Below are 19,046 nucleotides of genomic sequence, written 5' to 3'. Positions count from 1 at the left end.
CATGTCCGTTACAGTGGGCATACCCAGAGCACTGCTCTATTATTATTACTACCCCCAGTGGGAAACTTTTTTTAACCGCCTGGGGGTAAAAACCCTGGTTTCCCGGGAAACCACCCGGGGTTTATTGGAAAAAGGTTTAAAATCAACCGTTGATGAAGCTTGCTTGCCGGTCAAACTGGCTGTAGGTCACGTGCTGGATCTTAAAGACAGGGTGGACTATATATTTTTGCCGCGTATAGTCAGTACCGCCCGGCGGGAATATATCTGCCCCAAATTTCTGGGCTTTCCCGACATGGTGCGTAATAATATCGATAACCTGCCGCCGCTGCTTGATTACAAGATGGACTTATATCGCAAAGGTAGCAGTATGTACAATTTATTTTACGCAGTAGGTAGATATTTCACCCGCAACCCGGCCCGCATATATATGGCTTACCAGGCATCCCTTAAATCGCTGCACAGCCATTACCGGGATATGGAGGCGGGGCAGCTACCGGTGGAAACGGGGGACAAGCACAACCGGAAAGAATGTGATGTAACCATTGCGGTTATCGGGCACCCCTATAATATTTACGACCGCTATATCAGTATGAATATGCTAAAACGTCTACGGGATTATGGCGCCAGAGTGGTCACTGCGGATAACTTGCCGGAATATGTTTTACGTGCCGAAGCTGAAAAATTGCCCAAGCAGTTGTTTTGGACATTAAACCAGCGCATGGTGGGTGCCGCCTTTTACTATTTTAACCGCCCGGAGGTGGACGGTTTGATCCATGTGGCTTCTTTCGGCTGCGGACCCGATTCAATGACCGGGGAGTTGATTGAAAGATTTGCCCGCCGCTGCTCGCGCAAGCCGCTGCTCAGCTTAACCATTGATGAACACACCGGCGAGGCCGGTATGGTTACGCGTCTTGAGGCGTTCATGGACATGGTCAGGTGGCGTCTTAATCTGGATAACGTGGCGGCTTCATTATAGAGGAAGCCGGAAGCACGGGGACGGTTCCCTTGCTTAACCCCTGTGTCATCCCCCTTGTTACCCTTGTCATGCACAAGGGCAGGACAAGCCGTGGCTTTGGTTTGGTTAAATCATCACGCACGTTTGGAAAGGTGTAGATACCATTGAAGATAGTTTACCCCCACATGGGCTATATGTGGATATGTATCAAGGCTATGCTGGAATACCTGGACGTGGAGGTGGTGGTGCCGCCGCCCTCCAGTAAAAAAACATTGCTGCTGGGTGTAAAGCACGCCCCCGAATTTGCCTGTATGCCATTAAAATTAAACCTTGGTAATTTTATGGAAGCCGCTGAGCTGGGTGCGGATACCATGGTGATGGCCGGCGGGTGCGGCCCTTGCCGGTTTGGTTATTATGCCCATGTGGAACACGCCATACTGCGGGATTTGGGTTACCAGTACCAACTGGTGGTGCTGGAGCCGCCGCAGAAGCACATCGGCGAGCTTTTGGGTAAGATTAAACACATCACCGGCCACCAGTCATGGCGGAAAGTAATCAATGGTATTCGTTTCGGTTATCATAAGGCCGAGGCGGTGGATGAACTGGAGAAAACAGCTAATTATTGCCGGCCCCGGGAAATCAAGCCGGGCACTACCGACCGGGCGCTGCAGGCTGCCCTGAAGGAAGTAATCGCTGCGGATACGCCGGAAAAACTTCCGGCGGCCAGAAAAAGAGCGTTTGAAATTATGCGTTCTGTGCCGGTGGATAGATTAAGGCCTGTGCTGCGTATTGGGTTGGTGGGGGAAATCTACACCCTGTTGGAGCCATTTACCAACCAGGATATCGAGCGCAAGCTGGGCGGTATGGGGGTGGAAGTGGATCGCTCCATTTACCTTAGTGAATGGATTAATGAACACCTTTTTTTAGGGTTGGTAAAAAACAAGCGCAGCAGCAAAACAGCCAGGGAAAAGGCCGTAAAATATCTAGGGCATTTTGTGGGCGGGCATGGTCTGGAAACTGTGGGTAACACCGTGCTGTACGCCGAGCAGGGTTATGACGGGGTGATTCAAATGTTGCCCTTTACCTGCATGCCGGAAATAGTGGCCCAGAGTATCTTGCCCCGGGTAAGCACAGAAACGGGCATTCCCACCATGACCTTAATAGTTGATGAGCAATCCGGAGAAGCCGGGCTTGTCACCAGGCTGGAAGCATTTGTGGACCTGCTGGCCAGAAAGAAACAAACCGGGGAGGTATTGGCTTAAAATGTATTGTTACCTGGGAATAGATGTAGGCTCGGTGAGCACGAACCTGGTGCTCACCGGTGAGGACGGCACGGTTAAACACAGCATTTACCTGCGCACCCGGGGGAAACCCATCGAAGTGGTGCAACAGGGGTTGAAGCAACTCCAGGAAGCCCTGCCGGGCAAAATAAAGGTGGCCGGTGTAGGGACCACCGGTAGTGGCCGGCATCTGGCCGGGGTAATTACCGGCGCCGACATTATCAAGAACGAGATTACCACCCATGCCATCGCCGCCTCCAACGTGGTGCCCGGTGTTCAAACCATACTGGAAATCGGCGGTCAGGATTCCAAAATAATTATACTGCGCAACGGAGTGGTGGCGGACTTTGCCATGAACACCGTCTGTGCCGCGGGGACGGGCTCCTTTTTGGACCAGCAGGCTTCCCGCCTGAATATAAAAATTGAAGAGTTCGGCCCTCTGGCACTCCAATCCACCGTACCGGTGCGCATTGCAGGACGGTGTGCCGTATTCGCCGAAAGCGATATGATCCATAAGCAGCAAATGGGCTATAATGTGTCCGATATTTTGGCCGGGCTTTGCGAAGCGCTGGTGCGCAATTATTTGAACAACATCGGTAAAGGGAAGGAGATACTGGGGCCGGTGGTGTTCCAAGGCGGAGTGGCCGCCAATGCCGGTATGAAAGCCGCCTTTGAAAAGGCACTGGGGATGCCGGTACACGTGCCCCCCTATTACAACGTCATGGGCGCGCTGGGGGCCGCCATGCTGGCCAGGGAAGCCACCAACCGGAAGAGCACCGGCTTCAAAGGCTTCGGCGTTGCGGATAGGGATTTTAAGGCCGGTGGTTTTGCCTGTGACGGTTGTCCCAATGTATGTGAAGTGGTGGAAATACTGGAATCCGGCCGGGTCATCGCCCGCTGGGGCGACCGCTGCGGTCGCTGGAGCAATCTCATCCCCGGCGAAAAAATTTCATAATATCAACTCAACACAGGCAATTTGCCGTTTATATTTAAAGGTAAAGCCAGGGTTCATTGAATCCTGGCTTAATCAACCCGGTTATTTTTTGCCAAAGGGACAAAAACACGCTCAATTGACTTAATTAATTAAACCGTGTTAAAATGTGCACTAGCAAAATAGACCGTTTACCCTAATATGCAAGCTATGATATTCCCGACTGAACGGAGGAAACTTGATGAAGTTACAGGGCACCATGCAGATTAACGACAAAGGGCACCTTGAAATAGGCGGTTGCGATACCGTGGAACTGGCCGAAACCTTCGGTACGCCGCTGTATGTGCTGGATGAGCAGCACTTTCGGCAAAACTGCCGCAATTATTACCGGGCGTTTATTGAAAAATACGACGGTGTAGTTTTATACGCGGCCAAAACACTGCTTACCCTGGCAGTTTGCCGTATGGTAGCCGAAGAAGGTTTAAGCCTGGATGTGGTATCGGGGGGCGAGCTGTATACCGCCAAAAAAGCGCGTTTTCCCATGGAAAGGGTATATTTCCACGGTAATAATAAATCGGCTGCTGAACTGCAATTAGCATTGGAGTACAATGTGGGCCGAATTATGGTAGATAACCCCCATGAACTGCAAATGCTTAACCGGCTGGCCGGTGAGGCGGGTGTACGGGCCAAAATAATGCTGCGGTTGACCCCGGGCGTGGAAGCACACACCCATGAGTATATTAAAACAGGCCAGATTGACAGCAAATTCGGCATGGTCATTGAAAACGGCCAGGCTATGGAAATAATTAAACAGGCGCTGGCTTTGGATAATGTTCAGCTTACCGGGCTGCACTGTCATATTGGTTCCCAGATATTTGAGCTGCAGTCTTACACCCACGCCGCTGAAGTTATGCTCGGGTTCGCTGCCGAGGTGTACCGGGAAACAGGCTGGCAGCCCGGGGAAATGAACTTTGGCGGTGGTATGGGAATTTATTATACCGAGGCGGATAAGCCCCAGCCCGTGAGCAAATACGCCGATATGCTGGTGCAGGCGGTGCAAAACCTGGCCCAATCCCATGGTTTGGCTGTGCCCAGGGTGCTGGTGGAACCCGGCCGTTCCATCAGCGGCCCCGCCGGAACCACACTGTATACAGTGGGTGCGGTGAAGAACATACCCGGTATCCGCAAATACGTAGCGGTGGACGGGGGTATGGGTGACAACCCCAGACCGGCGTTGTACCAGTCCCGCTATGAAGCAATACTGGCCAACCGGGCCGCTGAAAAACCCGGGGAAACGGTATCTATTGCCGGAAAATGCTGCGAATCAGGTGATATGCTGATCTGGGATATAGAGCTGCCGGCTCCCGTTCCCGGTGATATACTGGCGGTTTCCTCCACCGGGGCCTATAATTACTCCATGTCCATGAACTATAACCGCCTGCCCCGCCCGGCCATGGTTTTGGTGCGGGATGGTGCAGCGGATATTATCGTGGCCCGGGAAACTTACGAAGACTTAATCAGGAACGATGTGGTACCGGAGCGGCTTGGCGGCGGCCGGGTGGTTAAAATAGCCGGTGCCGGGCGTTAAACAACATAAAAAAGCATAGTATCTCGATATAGTGCCCCGAAGCTTTACCAGGCTTTCGGGGCATGTTTTTTACGCACCGGGCCGATAAATATGGTATAATATGAAACTAATGTAGAAAAACCCAAAATTACATTATATGCGGAGGCAGACCATTGGAGATTATTACAACCCACACCAATACAGATATGGACGGGCTGGCGGCCATGGTGGCGGCGCAAAAATTATACCCCGATGCCAGGCTGGTAATGCCCGGTAAAATGTCCCGTAATGTGGAAGAGTTTATGTCGCTGCATAAAGATACCCTGAACATTTACAGTGTCAAGCAGATTGATTTAAACAAAATCAAGCGTGTTATCCTGGTGGATACCAAAAGCCGTCGCCGGGTGGGTAAAATAAGTGATATTTTAGACCGGCCCGGGGTGGATGTGCACATCTATGACCACCATCCCCGGGTCGAAGGTGATGTGCAGGGCTCGGTGGAAGTGGTTGAAACGGTGGGGGCTACGATTACCCTGCTGGTGGAAAAAATAATGCAGGCCGGGCTACCGGTCACTTCCCTGGAGGCCACTATTTTTTGTTTGGGTATATACAGTGATACCGGCTCACTGGTTTTCACCAATACCACCCACCGTGATGTGGATGCCGTTTCCTTCCTACTAAAAAAAGGGGCCAACCTGGCCGTGGTGGCTGATTTTTTGGGCCGGCCCATGACCGACGAACAAAAGGCCTTGCTCAAGGACTTGCTGGTAAACGCCCAGAGGCACCAGATTAATGGTGCCAAAGTGCTGCTGGCCAAGGCCAAAACGGCGGAGTTCGTGGTGGGCCTGGCGCTGGTGGCCCACACCATCTCCGAAATTGAGCGGTTGGATGTAGTTTTTGTAATGGCTGAAATGGAGGACCGGGTACATATCGTGGGCCGGAGCAGTATACCCCAGGCCAACGTAGCTGAAATATTGAAGCACTTCGGTGGAGGTGGACATGCGGCTGCCGCCTCGGCCACAGTTAAAAACGGCGTACTGGACGATTTGGCCTGGGAACTGCTGGACGTTATCTATCATAAAATACAGCCCCCCGTTTGTGCTGCGGATATTATGACCTCACCGGTAAAGACAGTGGCTCCTGAAATGAGTATTGCCGAGGCCGGGCATATCATGCTGCGATACGGTCACACCGGTTTGCCCGTGGTGAAGGGAGAAAAATTAATTGGCGTTATTTCCCGCCGGGACGTGGAAAAAGCCAATCACCACGGTTTGGGCCATGCACCGGTGAAGGGTTTCATGACGGTCAGAGTGGTATCGGTGCCCAGGGATATGCCTGTGTCGGAACTGCAGGAATTGATGATTAACCATGATATTGGGCGGGTACCCGTGGTGGAGGACGGTAAAATTGTGGGCATAGTCTCCCGCACCGATATACTGCGCACCCTGCACGGGGAAGTACAGGCCAGACACCGAAAAATCTATAACCACCGGGGCGGGCAGGAAGGATTGACCGGTCGCAATATCGGCTGGGTGCTGGAGCGTACCCTGCCCTCGACGGTACGTAATATATTAAGGCAAGCCGGTCAAATTGCAGATCGCATGGGCTTTAAAGTCTACGCCGCCGGAGGGTTGGTGCGAGACGTTTTACTGGGACATGAGAACCTGGATATAGACCTGGTGGTGGAAGGTGACGGTATACTGCTGGCGCTGGAACTGGGGCGGGCCTACAATGCCAAAGTTAGGCAGCATCACCAGTTCGGCACGGCGGAAGTGGTTTTTTCCGACGATTTTAAAATTGACGTGGCCACCGCGCGGGTGGAGTTTTACGCCTACCCGGCCGCTTTGCCCCAGGTGGAAAGCTCCACGCTGCACCAGGATTTGTACCGGCGTGATTTTACCATCAACGCCATGGCCGTTGCATTAAATGAAGATAGTTTTGGCAATTTGGTGGACTTTTTTGACGGCCGGGAGGATTTACAGAACCACATAGTCAGGGTGCTGCACAATTTAAGTTTTATCGAAGATCCCACCAGAATATTGCGGGCCATTCGCTTTGAGCAGCGGTACGGGTTTAAAATCGAGCCCCAGACGTTAAAGTTTCTAAATGAATCGGTGCGCCGCGGTGTACTGGCCAAAGTAAGCAATGACCGGCTGTGGGATGAACTGAAGCACATACTGGCGGAAACCGAAGCCGAAGGTATGCTAAGGCGTATGGAGGAACTGGGGGTTTGGGCTTATATTTTCCCCCGGGTAAATTACTGGGAGGTTGAACCGGTACTAAAGGACTTGCCCCGCTCCATTCGCCAGATCAGTGATTGGGGGATGATGGTGCCCAGTTCCGGTTGGTTGGTATATTTTATTGCCGTTTTACACTGGTCGGACGCTGAAATAGCCCGGGAAAATTGTGCCAAATATAATTTAAGCAAGCGCCAAACCGAAAAGGTGCTGGCCGCCCTTAAAGGATGGAGCAGCACCGTGGCACTAATTTGGAAAGCACCCCGGCATGTCAAGGTCAGTCAACTGGCCAAGGCGTTGCTGCAAATGCCCCGGGAAAGCTATCCCATGCTGCTGGCCATCCTGGAAGAGGATGAGTTAAAGGAACGTTTCAGGGAGTTGCTAAATATAATTAAGGATAGTAAACCAAGAATCAACGGAAAATATATTAAGCAGCTGGGCTACCGTCCCGGGCCGGTTTACCGCGAAGCGCTGGATGCACTGTGGCGGGAGCGGCTGGACGGCAACCTGCGCACCGAGGAAGATGAGCAGGCCTTTGTACGGGATTACCTGGCCCGGTTGACTAAAAGGAGCGAATAAATGTTAGATTTACCCAGTCTGTCCGAGCTACTGCTTTTGTTGCCGGCTATTTTAATCGGCCTGACCTTTCACGAGTTTGCCCATGGTTGGGTGGCCTACCGGTTGGGAGATAATACCGCCCGAAATCAGGGGCGGTTGACCCTCAATCCCGTGGCCCACATCGACCCCATAGGTTTTATCATGCTGATACTGTTCAAATTTGGCTGGGCCAAGCCGGTTCCCGTGAACCCGTATAACTTGCGCACCGACCCGGCCCGGGGTATGCTGCTGGTTTCGCTGGCCGGACCTACGGCCAATCTGGTGGTAGCCCTGGCAACTGCCATATTGTTGGGTCTGGGGTTCCTGCGGTTGCTTCCTTATGCGGATTATTTTTATTACATGCTTTATTTAACCTTGCAAATTAATGTGGTCCTGGCTTTTTTCAACCTGATACCCGTTCCTCCCCTGGATGGCTCTAAAATACTGGCCGGGCTTTTCCCGCGGCATACCCAGTTTATCTACGGGATGGAAACCTATGGTACCGTTATTCTACTGATATTGCTTTTTACCGGGGTACTGGGCAAAATTTTATGGCCTTTGGTCAGCTTTGTGGTAAATTTATTATTAGCGATCAGTAATATCATATAGCAAAGGAGATTAGTAATGCGTATTCTTTCCGGTATCCAGCCTTCCGGCGCCCTGCATTTGGGCAATTATTTCGGCATGATGAACAGGATGATTAAATACCAGCAAAACAATGAGCTGTTTTGTTTCCTGGTAAATTACCACGCTTTGACTTCCGTTTTCGATGCCAACCTGTTAAGAAAACAGACCTTTGACGCAGCTTGCGATTTTCTTGCTCTTGGTCTTGACCCCGATAAATCAGTATTTTGGATTCAGTCGGATGTGCCGGAGGTTACGGAACTAACCTGGCTGTTGTCCAATATCACCGGCATGGGACTGCTGGAGCGCTGTCACTCCTATAAGGATAAAACAGCTAAAGGTATTCCGGCCAGCCATGGTCTATTTGCTTACCCTGTACTCATGGCCGCTGATATACTCCTTTACGGTGGCGAGAAGGTGCCCGTAGGCAAAGACCAAAAACAGCACCTGGAAGTGGCCAGGGATGTGGCTATAAGATTTAATAACACCTACGGGGAAACCTTTGTGGTGCCCGAACCGGATATTGAGGATAATTTCGCCACAGTGCCGGGCATCGACGGACAGAAAATGTCCAAGTCTTACGGCAATACCATCGAGCTTTTCGCCGATGAGAAAACACTGCGTAAAAAGGTAATGAGTATTAAAACCGATTCCACACCGGTGGACGAGCCCAAGCCCATCGAAGGCAATGTTCTTTATGACCTGTATGCATTGTTCCTTGATGATAAAGGGAAGGCCGAGCTCAAGGAAAGGTTCCTTACCCCGGGCCTTAGGTATGGGGATGTCAAGAAGGAACTATTCGAAGTGATCCGTGATTATTTCGCTCCCTATAAAAAAGAAAGGGACCGCCTGGCTGCCGATAAGCAGTATGTGCTGGACATCATGCAAAAGGGTGCCCGCAAGGCCAGGCAGGCCGCAGCGGTATACCTGGAGAGAGCCCGCCGCAATGTGGGACTGGACTATAACAATGTATAACGATTTCTCCGGTTAATGCAGGCTGCACCTGTTCGAAAAGCAAACTTCATTGCCCAAAGGGAAGGTTAGCTTTACATACTTCTCGAACAGGTTCAAAAGCGTCCTATCCCGGTTTTATTACGGGGTGTATAATACCGGTGCATATTTTGTGGCAAGTGGCGGCAGTATAAGCCATGGGGTGCAGTATGTGGTATTTAATCCTGGCACCGGTGTTAATTCTGCTTGTATTGCTGTTGATAGCACCGGTTAAAGTTCATATAAGTTATGTACTTGAGGAAAAGGATGATCCCAAACCCAATACAACATTAAATATATCCACACCAGGCACCGGTGTGAGCCTGTCCATCTTGTGGGGGCTGTTTAAAATACGCCTGCGGCTGTCCTCGGTCAGGCTGGTTTTCAATATCTTTGCTCCGGTTTTTAAACTGCGAGCCAGGCTGACCGGCCGTTCCGGTGACGTGTTGGCCAGGGAAAAAACCAGCATTTCCGCCGGCCGGGCTATCCACCTTTACAAGCTGGCCATGTGTGTTTACCGCGCCACCGCACCGGCCTACCGGTACCTGCTGTCGGTAACGAAACTGCACCGGTTTAGCTGGCGCACCAGGCTGGGCATGCCCCGGGCGGACCAGACCGGCATGGCGGTGGGTTTGCTTTGGATTGCCAAAAGTAATTCCACCGCTTATCTGTATCGCCGGCTAAAAAAGCCGGCTCCCCGGCCGGAGCTTGAAATTATACCGGTTTTCAGTGCCCGCATGGTGGATACCCGAATAGAATGTGTATTCAGCCTGAGGCCCTGGCAGGTGATCCTTTCAAGTATTATGGCGATTTGGCTCTACCTGAAAAGTAAAAACTCCTTGGCCAGAAGTATGATGTGAATTCCCATGTATAAAGGGGGAAATTAAGGGTAAATTATTCAATAGTCTTTAGCATACATGGCAAGGAGCTGGTTAATATGCCTGAACAAGTACACCCCATCGAGGGGCTTATGAAAACAGCAATGGAAAGTATAAAGGAAATGGTGGACGTAAATACCGTGGTGGGTGACCCGGTGGAAACCCCCGACGGCAGTGTAATAATACCCATCTCCAGAGTAGCCTGTGGTTTTGGTGCGGGCGGTGGTGAGTTTGATTATGGCGGTGGTGAAAAAGGCCAGGACGGTGAAGGGCAAATGCCCGGCTTCGGCGGTGGCAGCGGCGCCGGTGTTTCTGTAAAACCCGTGGGGTTTCTGGTGGCGGGCAACGGCCAGGTGCGTTTGATCCCGGTGGACGGCAATGCCACGGTGGACAGGCTCATCGATTTGGCCCCCTATGTATTCAACCAAATCCAAAGCTTGCTCAATAGGGGTCAGGCTTAAACTTTATTAAACTATTGTGCAGCTGACATAAGAAAAGCGGGATAACTCCCGTCATACATTAAACTGCATTAGCATTCTGTAATTTAAAATTCCTTATGCTTAATAAGTTGTCCGAAAAGATAAGCTTTGGTGCCGGGCGTTGAAAGGTTGTAAGACTGCTAATCTTACAAGCTTTCAGCGCCCGGCACCAGTTTTTTATTTTTTTTGTAATAATACCAGCCTTTTTGCAAACAATTGCTCCAGCCCCGCCCGGCGTACCCGGTGATGTATTTCCGGGGCATCGGTGCTGTACAGGCCTCTTTTTTGCATTCTTTCAAAATATACCGAACCCGAGAAGGTGTATTTTTTGGTTAATCCTGCGGGTTTTTTAATTTCCCGGTGCATATAAGCGATGATATCCCCCGCGGCCAGGTCATCCGTTAATACCAGCGGGTCCAGACCGGCCAGCAGCCGCACTGCGTTGTGTCCTGCAATGAAACCGGTGACAATTGCTTCGGTGTGCCCCACCAGCGGGCCTGTTTTTTCACCGGCACAGAACAAATTTTTTACACCGTCCACCTGCAGGGCATCGTTGCAGTGGCACATGGCCATAAAGCGTACAGAGTTCCCCCGGCCACCGGAATAGGGGTCCGCATATCGGGCGTTGGCAAAGCCCGCCAGCGTACGCAGTTTCTCCAGCGGGAAAAATGGTGTCATAAGCTTGGCATGCCCGGTATCCAGTATAACCAGGTTCCTGGCGTATTCTGTTAGGGCATATTGCTGGCAGGCCTTGCCACCCAGCAATTCATCCTTGTACATTGACGGCGGCAGGGGAATAACCAGTAACCCGTCCCGTTCCAACCGCTGCACCAGGCTGGCGTCCAACGAGCTTTTATCCAGTTTGCAGGAGCCGCTCATAGCCTCAAAATGAGCAAACCCCTCCCCGGCCTTGATTTCGGGCAAACCTGCCCTGGCCGTTAAACTAACCCGCGGCCCGAAACTGGGGCAGCGCAATATGCACATGGCGCATCCGCTGCCGAAACGGGTGCAGTTTTTAGCCGGCCCGGCCGACCCGGTGGTATCTATAAAAACATCACCGCGCATCATTTCGTCACGGGCCGTTACGATGCCGTTTATGTAACCATCACTGGCAAAAACTTCGGTCATTCGGGTCTGCAGTTTTATGTCAACGCCGCACCGGATTAAAAAATCACGCACCACCGGTTCGATTCTAGTAACATCGTAGAGCATGGCGTGACGGTGTCCGGGAAAATCAACAAACCGGTGTCTGAACACAGATTCAATTAACGATATAAAGTCAGCCCCACCCAGAGCGCGGGCCTCCTCCAGTGCGGTAAACCGCCCGTTATTGCACATAATGCCGCCCACCAGGCCGGTGCCCAGCAGCATATCTGTTTTTTCCAGCAGTATAACCTCGATACCGGCTTTTTTAGCTGCATACGCGGCTGCACACCCGGCCCAGCCGCCTCCCACAATAATCGCTCGCATTATCCATCCCCTTTCGAGGGTAAAGCACCTTTGCCAACATCATATTCCGTAAGCATAAAAAAGTTTCATGGACTTTGCTTTTGCTACTCCGTGCCGGTCATTGCGGCCATCTTAACAACCCGATGGCGACTATATAACTACGGCTGCTGTTAAGATGTGAAGTGGCGTCATTATTATCCTCTCCGGGAATATTTTTCATATTTGGGACAACCCGATCATACTTTTTGTTGTAAGGGAACTTTTATTTATCCTTAAAACATCGTATGGCGGAGGGAAAGAACATGGTCAATTATATCTGGTTGGGCATGATGGTTATCGGAGTGCTGGTGGCGGCCGTCAACGGGCATGTGGAGGTGGTTACCAAGGCGGCCCTGGAAGGTGCGCAGGTGGCGGTTAAAACAGCCATTGACCTTATCGCCATCATTACCTTCTGGCTGGGTATTATGAAACTTGCTGAGGCCGCCGGTCTGGTGCGGGTGCTGTCCCGCCTGGTGCAGCCCATTACTCGCTTTTTATTCCCCAGCGTGCCCAAAGACCACCCGGCCATGGGGGCCATAGTCATGAACCTGAGCGCCAACATACTGGGGCTGGGTAACGCTTCCACACCCATGGGGCTGATCGCCATGCAAGAGCTGCAAAAATTAAACCGGGGTGACCCCAAGGAGGCCACTGACGCCATGTGTACATTTCTGGCTCTGAATACCTCATGCATCACCCTTATTCCCACCACCATCATCGGCATCCGGTTAATATATGGTTCGGCGGATCCCACCGAGATAGTGGGCACCACCATTTTTGCCACCGCGGCCGGCATGACTGTGGCTGTTTTCATGGATCGTTTAATGCGGTATCTGTATTACCGGGGGAGGTGATTGTAGTTGTTTGGCGTTGTATCCGATCTTTCCCGCTGGGCTATTCCCGTGGTGCTGCTGCTGGTTCCCCTGATAGCCATGATCCGGGGTGTAAATGTATTTGAAAAATTTGTTGAAGGGGCGGAGGACGGGTTTGCCACGGCCATTAAAACCATACCCTTTTTGGTGGCCATGCTGGTGGCCATCAGTATTTTCAGGGCTTCCGGGGCACTGGACATGGTGGTGGGGATTTTATCCCCGGTGTTAAACCGGGTGGGCTTTCCCGCCGAAGTACTCCCCCATGCTATTATGCGCCCCCTTTCAGGTGGCGCCTCCCTGGGCATAGCCACCGACATTATTAAAACCCACGGTCCCGACAGTTTTATTGGTCGCCTGGTCTCCACTATGCAGGGCAGCTCGGACACTACTTTTTATGTTCTAACACTATATTTTGGTTCGGTGGGTATTTCCAAATACCGTTATTCAATAATTTCCGGTCTTTCTGCTGACTTTACCACCCTGGTGGCCTCGGTGTATGTGGCCCATAAGCTATTTGGACCCGCATAATAACGTAAACTTTTTATTTTCATATCAAACGTGGTAAAATGCTGGTGAGGTGAACATGATTTGGAGCGGTTGCACAAATTTATGGCTCGATCCGGAGTAGCCTCCCGGCGTGGCAGTGAAGAATTAATCGCCCAGGGTAAAGTGAGGGTGAACGGTAAGCTTGTCACTGTACCCGGGCTTAAAATAGATCCCCTGCGGGACCGGGTGGAGGTGGACGGCAGGCCGGTGCGCAGGCCCGAAAAAAAAGTTTATCTACTGTTAAACAAACCCACCGGATATGTAAGCACTGTGAGCGATCCCCGGGGACGCCGCAAGGTAACCGATTTGTTGGGCGGTATCAAGCAAAGGGTTTACCCGGCGGGCCGGCTCGATTATGATAGCGAAGGACTGCTGCTGCTCACCAATGACGGTGAACTGACCTATGCCCTGACCCACCCGCGGCACGAGATACCCAAAACCTACCAGGCACTGGTGCAGGGGGTGCCCGGGGCGGGTAAACTGGCTGAACTGGCCCGGGGAGTGGTGCTGCAGGACGGTCCTACATCCCCGGCTAAAGTAAGGATGCTTAAAAATAAAGGACACAGTGCGCTGCTGGAAATTACCATTCACGAAGGCAGAAACAGGCAGGTACGGCGCATGTGCCAGCATATCGGCCACCCGGTGCTTTCCTTGAGACGGGTCAGTATCGGACCACTGAAAATAGGCGACCTTCAGCCGGGGCGTTACCGCCATTTAACAACCCGGGAAGTGAAGATGTTAATGAAGGCGGCCAGGCTGACTACATAACGGCTAAAGAGTTTGTTCGTAAAATCAGCTTTTATAGCTTTGGTGCCAGGTGTTAAAAGACTGAAAGAATTTCTTTCAACCTTTCAACACCTGGCACCTGTGTGAGTACCGCAAAGGCCGGCATTACAGGGAGACCGTTGGTGGATCCCGCGCAGACCATTAGAACAACCTCTTTAAGCAAATTTGTTAAACAAAGCCTTTCGGCGGAAGGAAATTCCGGTATTATGGTAGAATTATGCCTAAAAAATAAAACTAAAACTGTGAACTCCGCTCGGAGGTGCAATTATAAGTGACAGAATTGAACCCGGACGTGGAAATAAAGGTAAAAATTCGGTTGGATTTTAAAGGTCAGGGCCGGCCCGGTCGATTTCTTTTCGGCGGCAAACCTGTGGACAAGGCCGCCGAAGAGGTTCGGGAACAGCAGGTGGCGCTGTTTAGAAACGTGCCCGTTCAGGGCATACATATAGAAGATATTGACATGAGTATCGAAGTTTACACCGTTTGGGATGACTTAAGCGAGGCCGAGGTGGCTTACGCGCCCGTGATCCTTTCTATAACAGCCGAAAATATAGAGGATTTGCTCCGTTTTATCGCCCGGGAGGATTTTCGCAAAATTGAAGTTATTGAACCGGGTCGCCTGGTAATGTCCCGTTATGACCTGGAGCGTTTTTTATTTAGAGTGGGTGCGGAAATGAAAAATCATCTCGCTCACCTGGAAAGAAAATATAACTCACGATAATAATCGTTAACCGCGCGGCATATATCATGATCAAAAAAGAAGGTGATTTGCCGTGCGAAAAGACTTTTTTTTCTGGGGTGCAAAGCTGGAGCGCTGGCTCTTGCGGGTAGTGGTGATGTGTGCGGTAATGCTGGTCGCCGTGCAGTGGTTTACCAACGACCCTGCGCTACAGGTGATCGGTAAAGCAGACGAGAGTATTATGGATCAGGATGGCTTCGTCCGGACCGACCTCAATCACCTGGTAACCATTCAACTGCTGGATTATACCTCGTTACCCAAAGCAGCGGTGCTAGTAAACGGTGAAAAAAAGGGTTATTTTAAGCACCGTTATGTGACTGTACCCGTAACCCACGGTGATGAACTGGCCATTGATGCCTGCTTTTATGAGCACCCCGCTTCTTTTAAAATCATTGAAACCTATGGCAACGTAACCAGGCCGTCACCGGGCACCATTATAGAAGTGCACGGTACTACCAAGACAATAGGAACAGTTGAGGTAGATAAATCCACCCGGGACAGTCGTTAATCAAAAGTGGAGGTGTTGGGACATGGTGCCGGTTGGCAGCAAGGAAGTGGCCCGGGCCGCAATAAAAATGGCCCTTACAGATAACCGGGAACAGGAAAGGGAGCTCAAGGCGGCTTATGCCAAAATAGGTATAAAAACGGCAGCCGTAGACCACGGAGGAGATTTTATAGCATCGGTAAATAAAATAACCGAGCGTTCCGTGGTGGCGGCCAAGCGGGAGGGAGTTATACGCGAAGTACATGCCGATGAGGGTGCCGTGGCCGGGGCCACCCGAGAGGCTGTTTCCCAAGTTATGCCCAAGGCACTGGGCCTGAATGTGGGCGGCAAAATAGGTATCGCCAGGCACCGGGACCATATCAGCGTCGCCGTTTTCTTTGGTGTGGGTCTTTTACATCTTGATGAGGTGGCCATAGGACTGGGTCACCGGGCAGTATCCTCATAACTGGCGGGGTGAAATAATGCGCGGTATCAGAGGTGCCATAACGGTTGATGCAAACACAGAAAAGGATATCGGCGAGGCTGCCCAAAAGCTTGTCGGTGCTATGCTGGCTGCAAACAACGTTTGCACAGAGGATATAGCAAGTATGCTGTTCACCGTCACCAGCGATTTGAACGCAGCCTTTCCGGCCGCTGCGGTGAGGAAAATGGCGGGCTTTGACCGGGTACCCATGTTATGCTCACCGGAGATTGACGTTCCCGGCAGCCTCAGCCAATGCATCAGAGTATTGATGCTGGTTAACACCAGTGCGGGTCAGGACGACATAAAACATGTTTACCTCGGCGGCGCTGCCCGTCTTCGTCCAGATTTAGTTTAATTGTAACGGGCGGCCGGCTGTTTTGCAGCCGTGTGTTGCACTGGGCGGAAAAAAGTGTTAATATAATGGCACGGTAGCATGGTTGGTTAAATAGTAGGATGGTTAGACAGGACAATTGGTGATTGTGACCGGTGAATGTAGCAGTTTTCTAACAATTTCTTTATAAATTAAACAGTTTTATGATCGCAATATTATTCCGACTGTTATATTCGCTCGCCGGTGACCACTGATGAATACGGTAGTACGGTAGGGGGCGATGTTACAATGAAAACATAAATCACTCCCCTGGGGAGTTTTTTGCATTTTGGGGGTTATGGCGGCTATATTGATGTGTAATATAACTTATTCCTCATATACTAAACCAAACTAACCTGTGAACCCGGTACTCCGGCAAAACTGTATTTGACGAGTCTGTTCTAAAAGCCCGCACAATAATCATCTCGAATTATTGCGCTGGCTTGGCCAACTATGGTGTCTTATTATTGCATGGAACCGGACTCTCAGCCCTTGCTGCCTTGATAGGTACCGTTTCAACACTGGGTACCAATGGTTATGTGAGCGGTTCCTTGCCGGTAGTATTAAAGTTACTGCTTACTGGAGGGCTTGATTATGATAGTTGTGATGAATCACAATGCTGTTGATCATGACATAGATAACATATTAAAGAAGCTGGAAAACGCTGGTTTTCAGATTCACCTTTCCCGGGGTGTGGAAAGAACCATCATCGGGGCCATCGGCGATAAGACCAGGCTCAAGGATTTATCCCTGGAGGCGATGCCGGGCGTAGAGAAGGTGGTGCCAATACTGCAGCCGTACAAAATGGCCAGCCGGGCCTATAAGGATGAACCCACCGTGATCAAAGTGGGGGGGCTTACCATAGGCGGGGACACTGTACACGTAATGGCTGGTCCCTGTGCTGTGGAAAGCAGGGATCAACTGCTGGAGGCGGCCCAAATCGTCAAGGAAGCCGGGGCCACCCTGCTGCGGGGCGGTGCCTTCAAACCCCGCACTTCGCCCTATTCATTCCAGGGTCTGGAAGAACAGGGCCTGGAAATGCTGGCCGAAGCCCGGGAGCGTACCGGCCTGTGTATAGTTACCGAGGTAATGGACCCCCGTTCGGTGGAATTGGTGGCCCGGTATGCTGATATACTGCAAATCGGCACCCGTAATATGCAAAATTTCTTTTTGCTGCGGGAGGTGGCCCGGGCCGGTAAACCGGTTTTATTGAAACGCGGTGCCTCGGCCACCATAGAGGAATGGCTGTTGGCCGCCGAGTATATACTGGCCGAAGGCAACCGGGACGTGATTCTTTGCGAACGGGGCATACGAACCTTTGATGATTACACCCGGAATACCCTGGACTTGACCGCCGTGCCCGTGATTAAATATTTAAGTCACCTGCCGGTGATCGTTGACCCCAGCCATGCCATCGGTAAATGGCGTTTCGTGGCCCCCATGTCCCGGGCTGCCATTGCAGCGGGGGCGGACGGCCTGCTGGTGGAGATGCACCCCAACCCGGCGGAGGCCCTTTGCGACGGGCCCCAATCTTTAAACCCGGCTAATTTCCGGGCGCTGATGCAGGAACTTGGCGGTTTTGCCAGTTTGATGGGTAAGAAAATGGGGCAATTGTCATGCTGATAAAAAGCTGCGCCATTATTGGCGTGGGTTTGATAGGCGGCTCCCTGGGGCTGGCCATGAGTGAGCGGCAATTGGTGGGACATATCCGCGGTGTGGACGTAAACAGGGAAAACCTGGACATGGCTCTGGCGGCAGGGGCTATTCACCAGGCCGCCGCGCTTCCCGACGCCGTGACCGGTGCGGAGCTGGTTATTCTGGCCGCTCCGGTGGGAACTACACAGGAATTGCTAAAAAGCATGAAACCCTTTTTAAAACCTGGCGCTGTGATAACCGATGTGGGCAGCACCAAAAAAAGTGTAGTTCAGCAGGCCGAGGCACTTATCGGTGACCGGTTTGTGGGCGGGCATCCCATGACCGGTGCCGAGACTGCGGGATTCAGCGGAGCCGACCCCTTTCTCTTCGAAAATGCCTTTTACTTGCTGACCCCCACGGCCCAAACCAATAATGACGCCCTGGAAACTGTGCGCCGGTTGGTGCAGGCCACGGGCGCAGTGGTGATGGAGATGACGCCGGAAGAGCATGATTTGATTACGGCGGCCATCAGCCACCTGCCCCATTTCATGGCGGTATCACTGGTGGCGGCCGTGGCCGGTATGTCCATCGGAGATAAGGCCATGGCCCTGGCGGCCGGGGGATTCCGGGATACCACCCGGATTGCCGCCGGCAGCCCTCCCATGTGGCGGGATATATTTTTATCCAACCGCCGGCAGGTTTTGCAGACCCTGGAACACCTGCGCGGTGCCATGGATGAGCTGGAATCCGCCCTGCGCCGGCAAGATGCCGAAAAGTTGATGCAAATATTATCCGAAACCAGTGCCATCAGAAAAAAGCTACCCGTAAAGCCCAAAGGATATCTGCCCTATATTTATGAATTGGTTGTGACAGTCCCGGACCGTCCCGGCGTTATTGCCGGGCTGGCCGGGATGCTGGGTGAGGCGGGCATTAACATAGCCGAAATAGAAATACTGCGTGCCAGAGAAGGATACGGAGGCACCATCAGGATTGGTTTTGCCACCCCGGACGAACAAGACCGGGCCATGGAATTGTTCCAGGCCAGGGGGATAAAGTGCCGCCGCAAAGTTTAGCGGGCCAACCGGCAAACAAAGGGGGAGCACG

At 51.8% G+C, this 19,046-nt stretch carries 19 protein-coding genes; 18 read left to right on the top strand and 1 reads right to left on the bottom strand.

Going from position 1 to position 19,046, the window contains the following annotated elements; genetic code table 11:
* Position 1 precedes the first annotated feature (1 nt).
* From LX24_RS07685 to ytfJ, 9 genes are all read left to right on the top strand, one after another.
* Positions 2 to 976, top strand: coding sequence for an acyl-CoA dehydratase activase-related protein (locus LX24_RS07685; protein WP_166511560.1), 975 nt, complete (start codon positions 2 to 4; stop codon positions 974 to 976).
* 143 nt (positions 977 to 1,119) lie between these two features.
* Entirely contained in the window at positions 1,120 to 2,217 is a 1,098-nt protein-coding gene (locus LX24_RS07680; RefSeq protein WP_166511559.1) for a CoA protein activase, read from the top strand.
* Position 2,218: 1 nt separating this feature from the next.
* The gene (locus LX24_RS07675) at positions 2,219 to 3,190 is read left to right on the top strand and encodes an acyl-CoA dehydratase activase (RefSeq protein ID WP_166511558.1); all 972 of its coding nucleotides are present in this window, start codon (positions 2,219 to 2,221) and stop codon (positions 3,188 to 3,190) included.
* A 217-nt stretch (positions 3,191 to 3,407) separates the two neighbouring features.
* Complete coding sequence (lysA, locus tag LX24_RS07670) at positions 3,408 to 4,754, top strand: diaminopimelate decarboxylase (protein WP_166511557.1); 1,347 nt, start codon at positions 3,408 to 3,410, stop codon at positions 4,752 to 4,754.
* 152 nt (positions 4,755 to 4,906) lie between these two features.
* Positions 4,907 to 7,549, top strand: coding sequence for a CBS domain-containing protein (locus tag LX24_RS07665; RefSeq protein ID WP_166511556.1), 2,643 nt, complete (start codon positions 4,907 to 4,909; stop codon positions 7,547 to 7,549).
* Positions 7,550 to 8,176 carry a site-2 protease family protein gene (locus LX24_RS07660; RefSeq protein ID WP_166511555.1) on the top strand — a complete coding sequence of 209 codons (627 nt, stop codon included), beginning with the start codon at positions 7,550 to 7,552 and terminating at the stop codon, positions 8,174 to 8,176.
* Between the two features lie 15 nt (positions 8,177 to 8,191).
* Positions 8,192 to 9,166, top strand: coding sequence for a tryptophan--tRNA ligase (gene trpS / locus LX24_RS07655; protein ID WP_166511554.1), 975 nt, complete (start codon positions 8,192 to 8,194; stop codon positions 9,164 to 9,166).
* 185 nt (positions 9,167 to 9,351) lie between these two features.
* Positions 9,352 to 10,041 carry a DUF2953 domain-containing protein gene (locus LX24_RS07650; RefSeq protein ID WP_166511553.1) on the top strand — a complete coding sequence of 230 codons (690 nt, stop codon included), beginning with the start codon at positions 9,352 to 9,354 and terminating at the stop codon, positions 10,039 to 10,041.
* Between the two features lie 77 nt (positions 10,042 to 10,118).
* Entirely contained in the window at positions 10,119 to 10,520 is a 402-nt protein-coding gene (gene ytfJ, locus LX24_RS07645; RefSeq protein ID WP_166511552.1) for a GerW family sporulation protein, read from the top strand.
* Positions 10,521 to 10,715: 195 nt separating this feature from the next.
* Here ytfJ and LX24_RS07640 read toward each other — a convergent pair whose 3' ends face one another.
* Positions 10,716 to 12,008: an FAD-dependent oxidoreductase gene (locus tag LX24_RS07640; RefSeq protein WP_207706555.1), complete on the bottom strand. Its 1,293-nt coding sequence runs from the start codon at positions 12,006 to 12,008 to the stop codon at positions 10,716 to 10,718.
* A 281-nt stretch (positions 12,009 to 12,289) separates the two neighbouring features.
* Between LX24_RS07640 and LX24_RS07635 the strand changes: the two genes are divergently transcribed.
* The 9 genes from LX24_RS07635 to LX24_RS07595 all read left to right on the top strand — a co-directional run bounded on the left by LX24_RS07635 (position 12,290) and on the right by LX24_RS07595 (position 19,015).
* Complete coding sequence (locus tag LX24_RS07635; protein WP_166511551.1) at positions 12,290 to 12,880, top strand: nucleoside recognition domain-containing protein; 591 nt, start codon at positions 12,290 to 12,292, stop codon at positions 12,878 to 12,880.
* Between the two features lie 6 nt (positions 12,881 to 12,886).
* Positions 12,887 to 13,426: a spore maturation protein gene (locus LX24_RS07630; protein ID WP_166511550.1), complete on the top strand. Its 540-nt coding sequence runs from the start codon at positions 12,887 to 12,889 to the stop codon at positions 13,424 to 13,426.
* A 60-nt stretch (positions 13,427 to 13,486) separates the two neighbouring features.
* Complete coding sequence (locus LX24_RS07625; RefSeq protein ID WP_166511549.1) at positions 13,487 to 14,212, top strand: pseudouridine synthase; 726 nt, start codon at positions 13,487 to 13,489, stop codon at positions 14,210 to 14,212.
* A 298-nt stretch (positions 14,213 to 14,510) separates the two neighbouring features.
* Positions 14,511 to 14,951 carry a hypothetical protein gene (locus LX24_RS07620; RefSeq protein WP_166511628.1) on the top strand — a complete coding sequence of 147 codons (441 nt, stop codon included), beginning with the start codon at positions 14,511 to 14,513 and terminating at the stop codon, positions 14,949 to 14,951.
* A gap of 52 nt (positions 14,952 to 15,003) precedes the next feature.
* Entirely contained in the window at positions 15,004 to 15,477 is a 474-nt protein-coding gene (locus LX24_RS07615) for a hypothetical protein (protein WP_166511548.1), read from the top strand.
* Between the two features lie 22 nt (positions 15,478 to 15,499).
* Entirely contained in the window at positions 15,500 to 15,919 is a 420-nt protein-coding gene (locus tag LX24_RS07610; RefSeq protein WP_166511547.1) for a HutP family protein, read from the top strand.
* Between the two features lie 16 nt (positions 15,920 to 15,935).
* Positions 15,936 to 16,292 (top strand): chorismate mutase, encoded by a 357-nt coding sequence (gene aroH / locus LX24_RS07605; protein WP_166511546.1) that lies wholly within the window; start codon positions 15,936 to 15,938, stop codon positions 16,290 to 16,292.
* 609 nt (positions 16,293 to 16,901) lie between these two features.
* On the top strand, positions 16,902 to 17,930 hold the full coding sequence (aroF, locus tag LX24_RS07600) for a 3-deoxy-7-phosphoheptulonate synthase (RefSeq protein WP_166511545.1): 1,029 nt from the start codon (positions 16,902 to 16,904) through the stop codon (positions 17,928 to 17,930).
* Positions 17,924 to 19,015 (top strand): prephenate dehydrogenase, encoded by a 1,092-nt coding sequence (locus tag LX24_RS07595; RefSeq protein ID WP_166511544.1) that lies wholly within the window; start codon positions 17,924 to 17,926, stop codon positions 19,013 to 19,015. The genes aroF and LX24_RS07595 overlap by 7 nt, the downstream gene beginning before the upstream one ends.
* Positions 19,016 to 19,046 lie beyond the last annotated feature (31 nt).

The sequence above is a fragment of the Desulfallas thermosapovorans DSM 6562 genome (genome assembly GCF_008124625.1).
Classification (GTDB): domain Bacteria; phylum Bacillota; class Desulfotomaculia; order Desulfotomaculales; family Desulfallaceae; genus Sporotomaculum; species Sporotomaculum thermosapovorans.
Note: the sequence above shows the minus strand (reverse complement) of the source record. Positions and strands in the feature narration are given on the sequence as shown.

Excerpts from the sequence above, each read along its gene's own strand:
- LX24_RS07685 (WP_166511560.1), top strand. The coding sequence starts at position 2 with ATGTCCGTTACAGTGGGCATACCCAGAGCACTGCTCTATTATTATTAC.
- LX24_RS07675 (WP_166511558.1), top strand. The coding sequence starts at position 2,219 with ATGTATTGTTACCTGGGAATAGATGTAGGCTCGGTGAGCACGAACCTG.
- lysA (WP_166511557.1), top strand. The coding sequence starts at position 3,408 with ATGAAGTTACAGGGCACCATGCAGATTAACGACAAAGGGCACCTTGAA.
- LX24_RS07660 (WP_166511555.1), top strand. The coding sequence starts at position 7,550 with ATGTTAGATTTACCCAGTCTGTCCGAGCTACTGCTTTTGTTGCCGGCT.
- trpS (WP_166511554.1), top strand. The coding sequence starts at position 8,192 with ATGCGTATTCTTTCCGGTATCCAGCCTTCCGGCGCCCTGCATTTGGGC.
- LX24_RS07650 (WP_166511553.1), top strand. The coding sequence starts at position 9,352 with ATGTGGTATTTAATCCTGGCACCGGTGTTAATTCTGCTTGTATTGCTG.
- ytfJ (WP_166511552.1), top strand. The coding sequence starts at position 10,119 with ATGCCTGAACAAGTACACCCCATCGAGGGGCTTATGAAAACAGCAATG.
- LX24_RS07640 (WP_207706555.1), bottom strand. The coding sequence starts at position 12,008 with ATGCGAGCGATTATTGTGGGAGGCGGCTGGGCCGGGTGTGCAGCCGCG.
- LX24_RS07635 (WP_166511551.1), top strand. The coding sequence starts at position 12,290 with ATGGTCAATTATATCTGGTTGGGCATGATGGTTATCGGAGTGCTGGTG.
- LX24_RS07610 (WP_166511547.1), top strand. The coding sequence starts at position 15,500 with ATGGTGCCGGTTGGCAGCAAGGAAGTGGCCCGGGCCGCAATAAAAATG.
- aroH (WP_166511546.1), top strand. The coding sequence starts at position 15,936 with ATGCGCGGTATCAGAGGTGCCATAACGGTTGATGCAAACACAGAAAAG.
- aroF (WP_166511545.1), top strand. The coding sequence starts at position 16,902 with ATGATAGTTGTGATGAATCACAATGCTGTTGATCATGACATAGATAAC.
- LX24_RS07595 (WP_166511544.1), top strand. The coding sequence starts at position 17,924 with ATGCTGATAAAAAGCTGCGCCATTATTGGCGTGGGTTTGATAGGCGGC.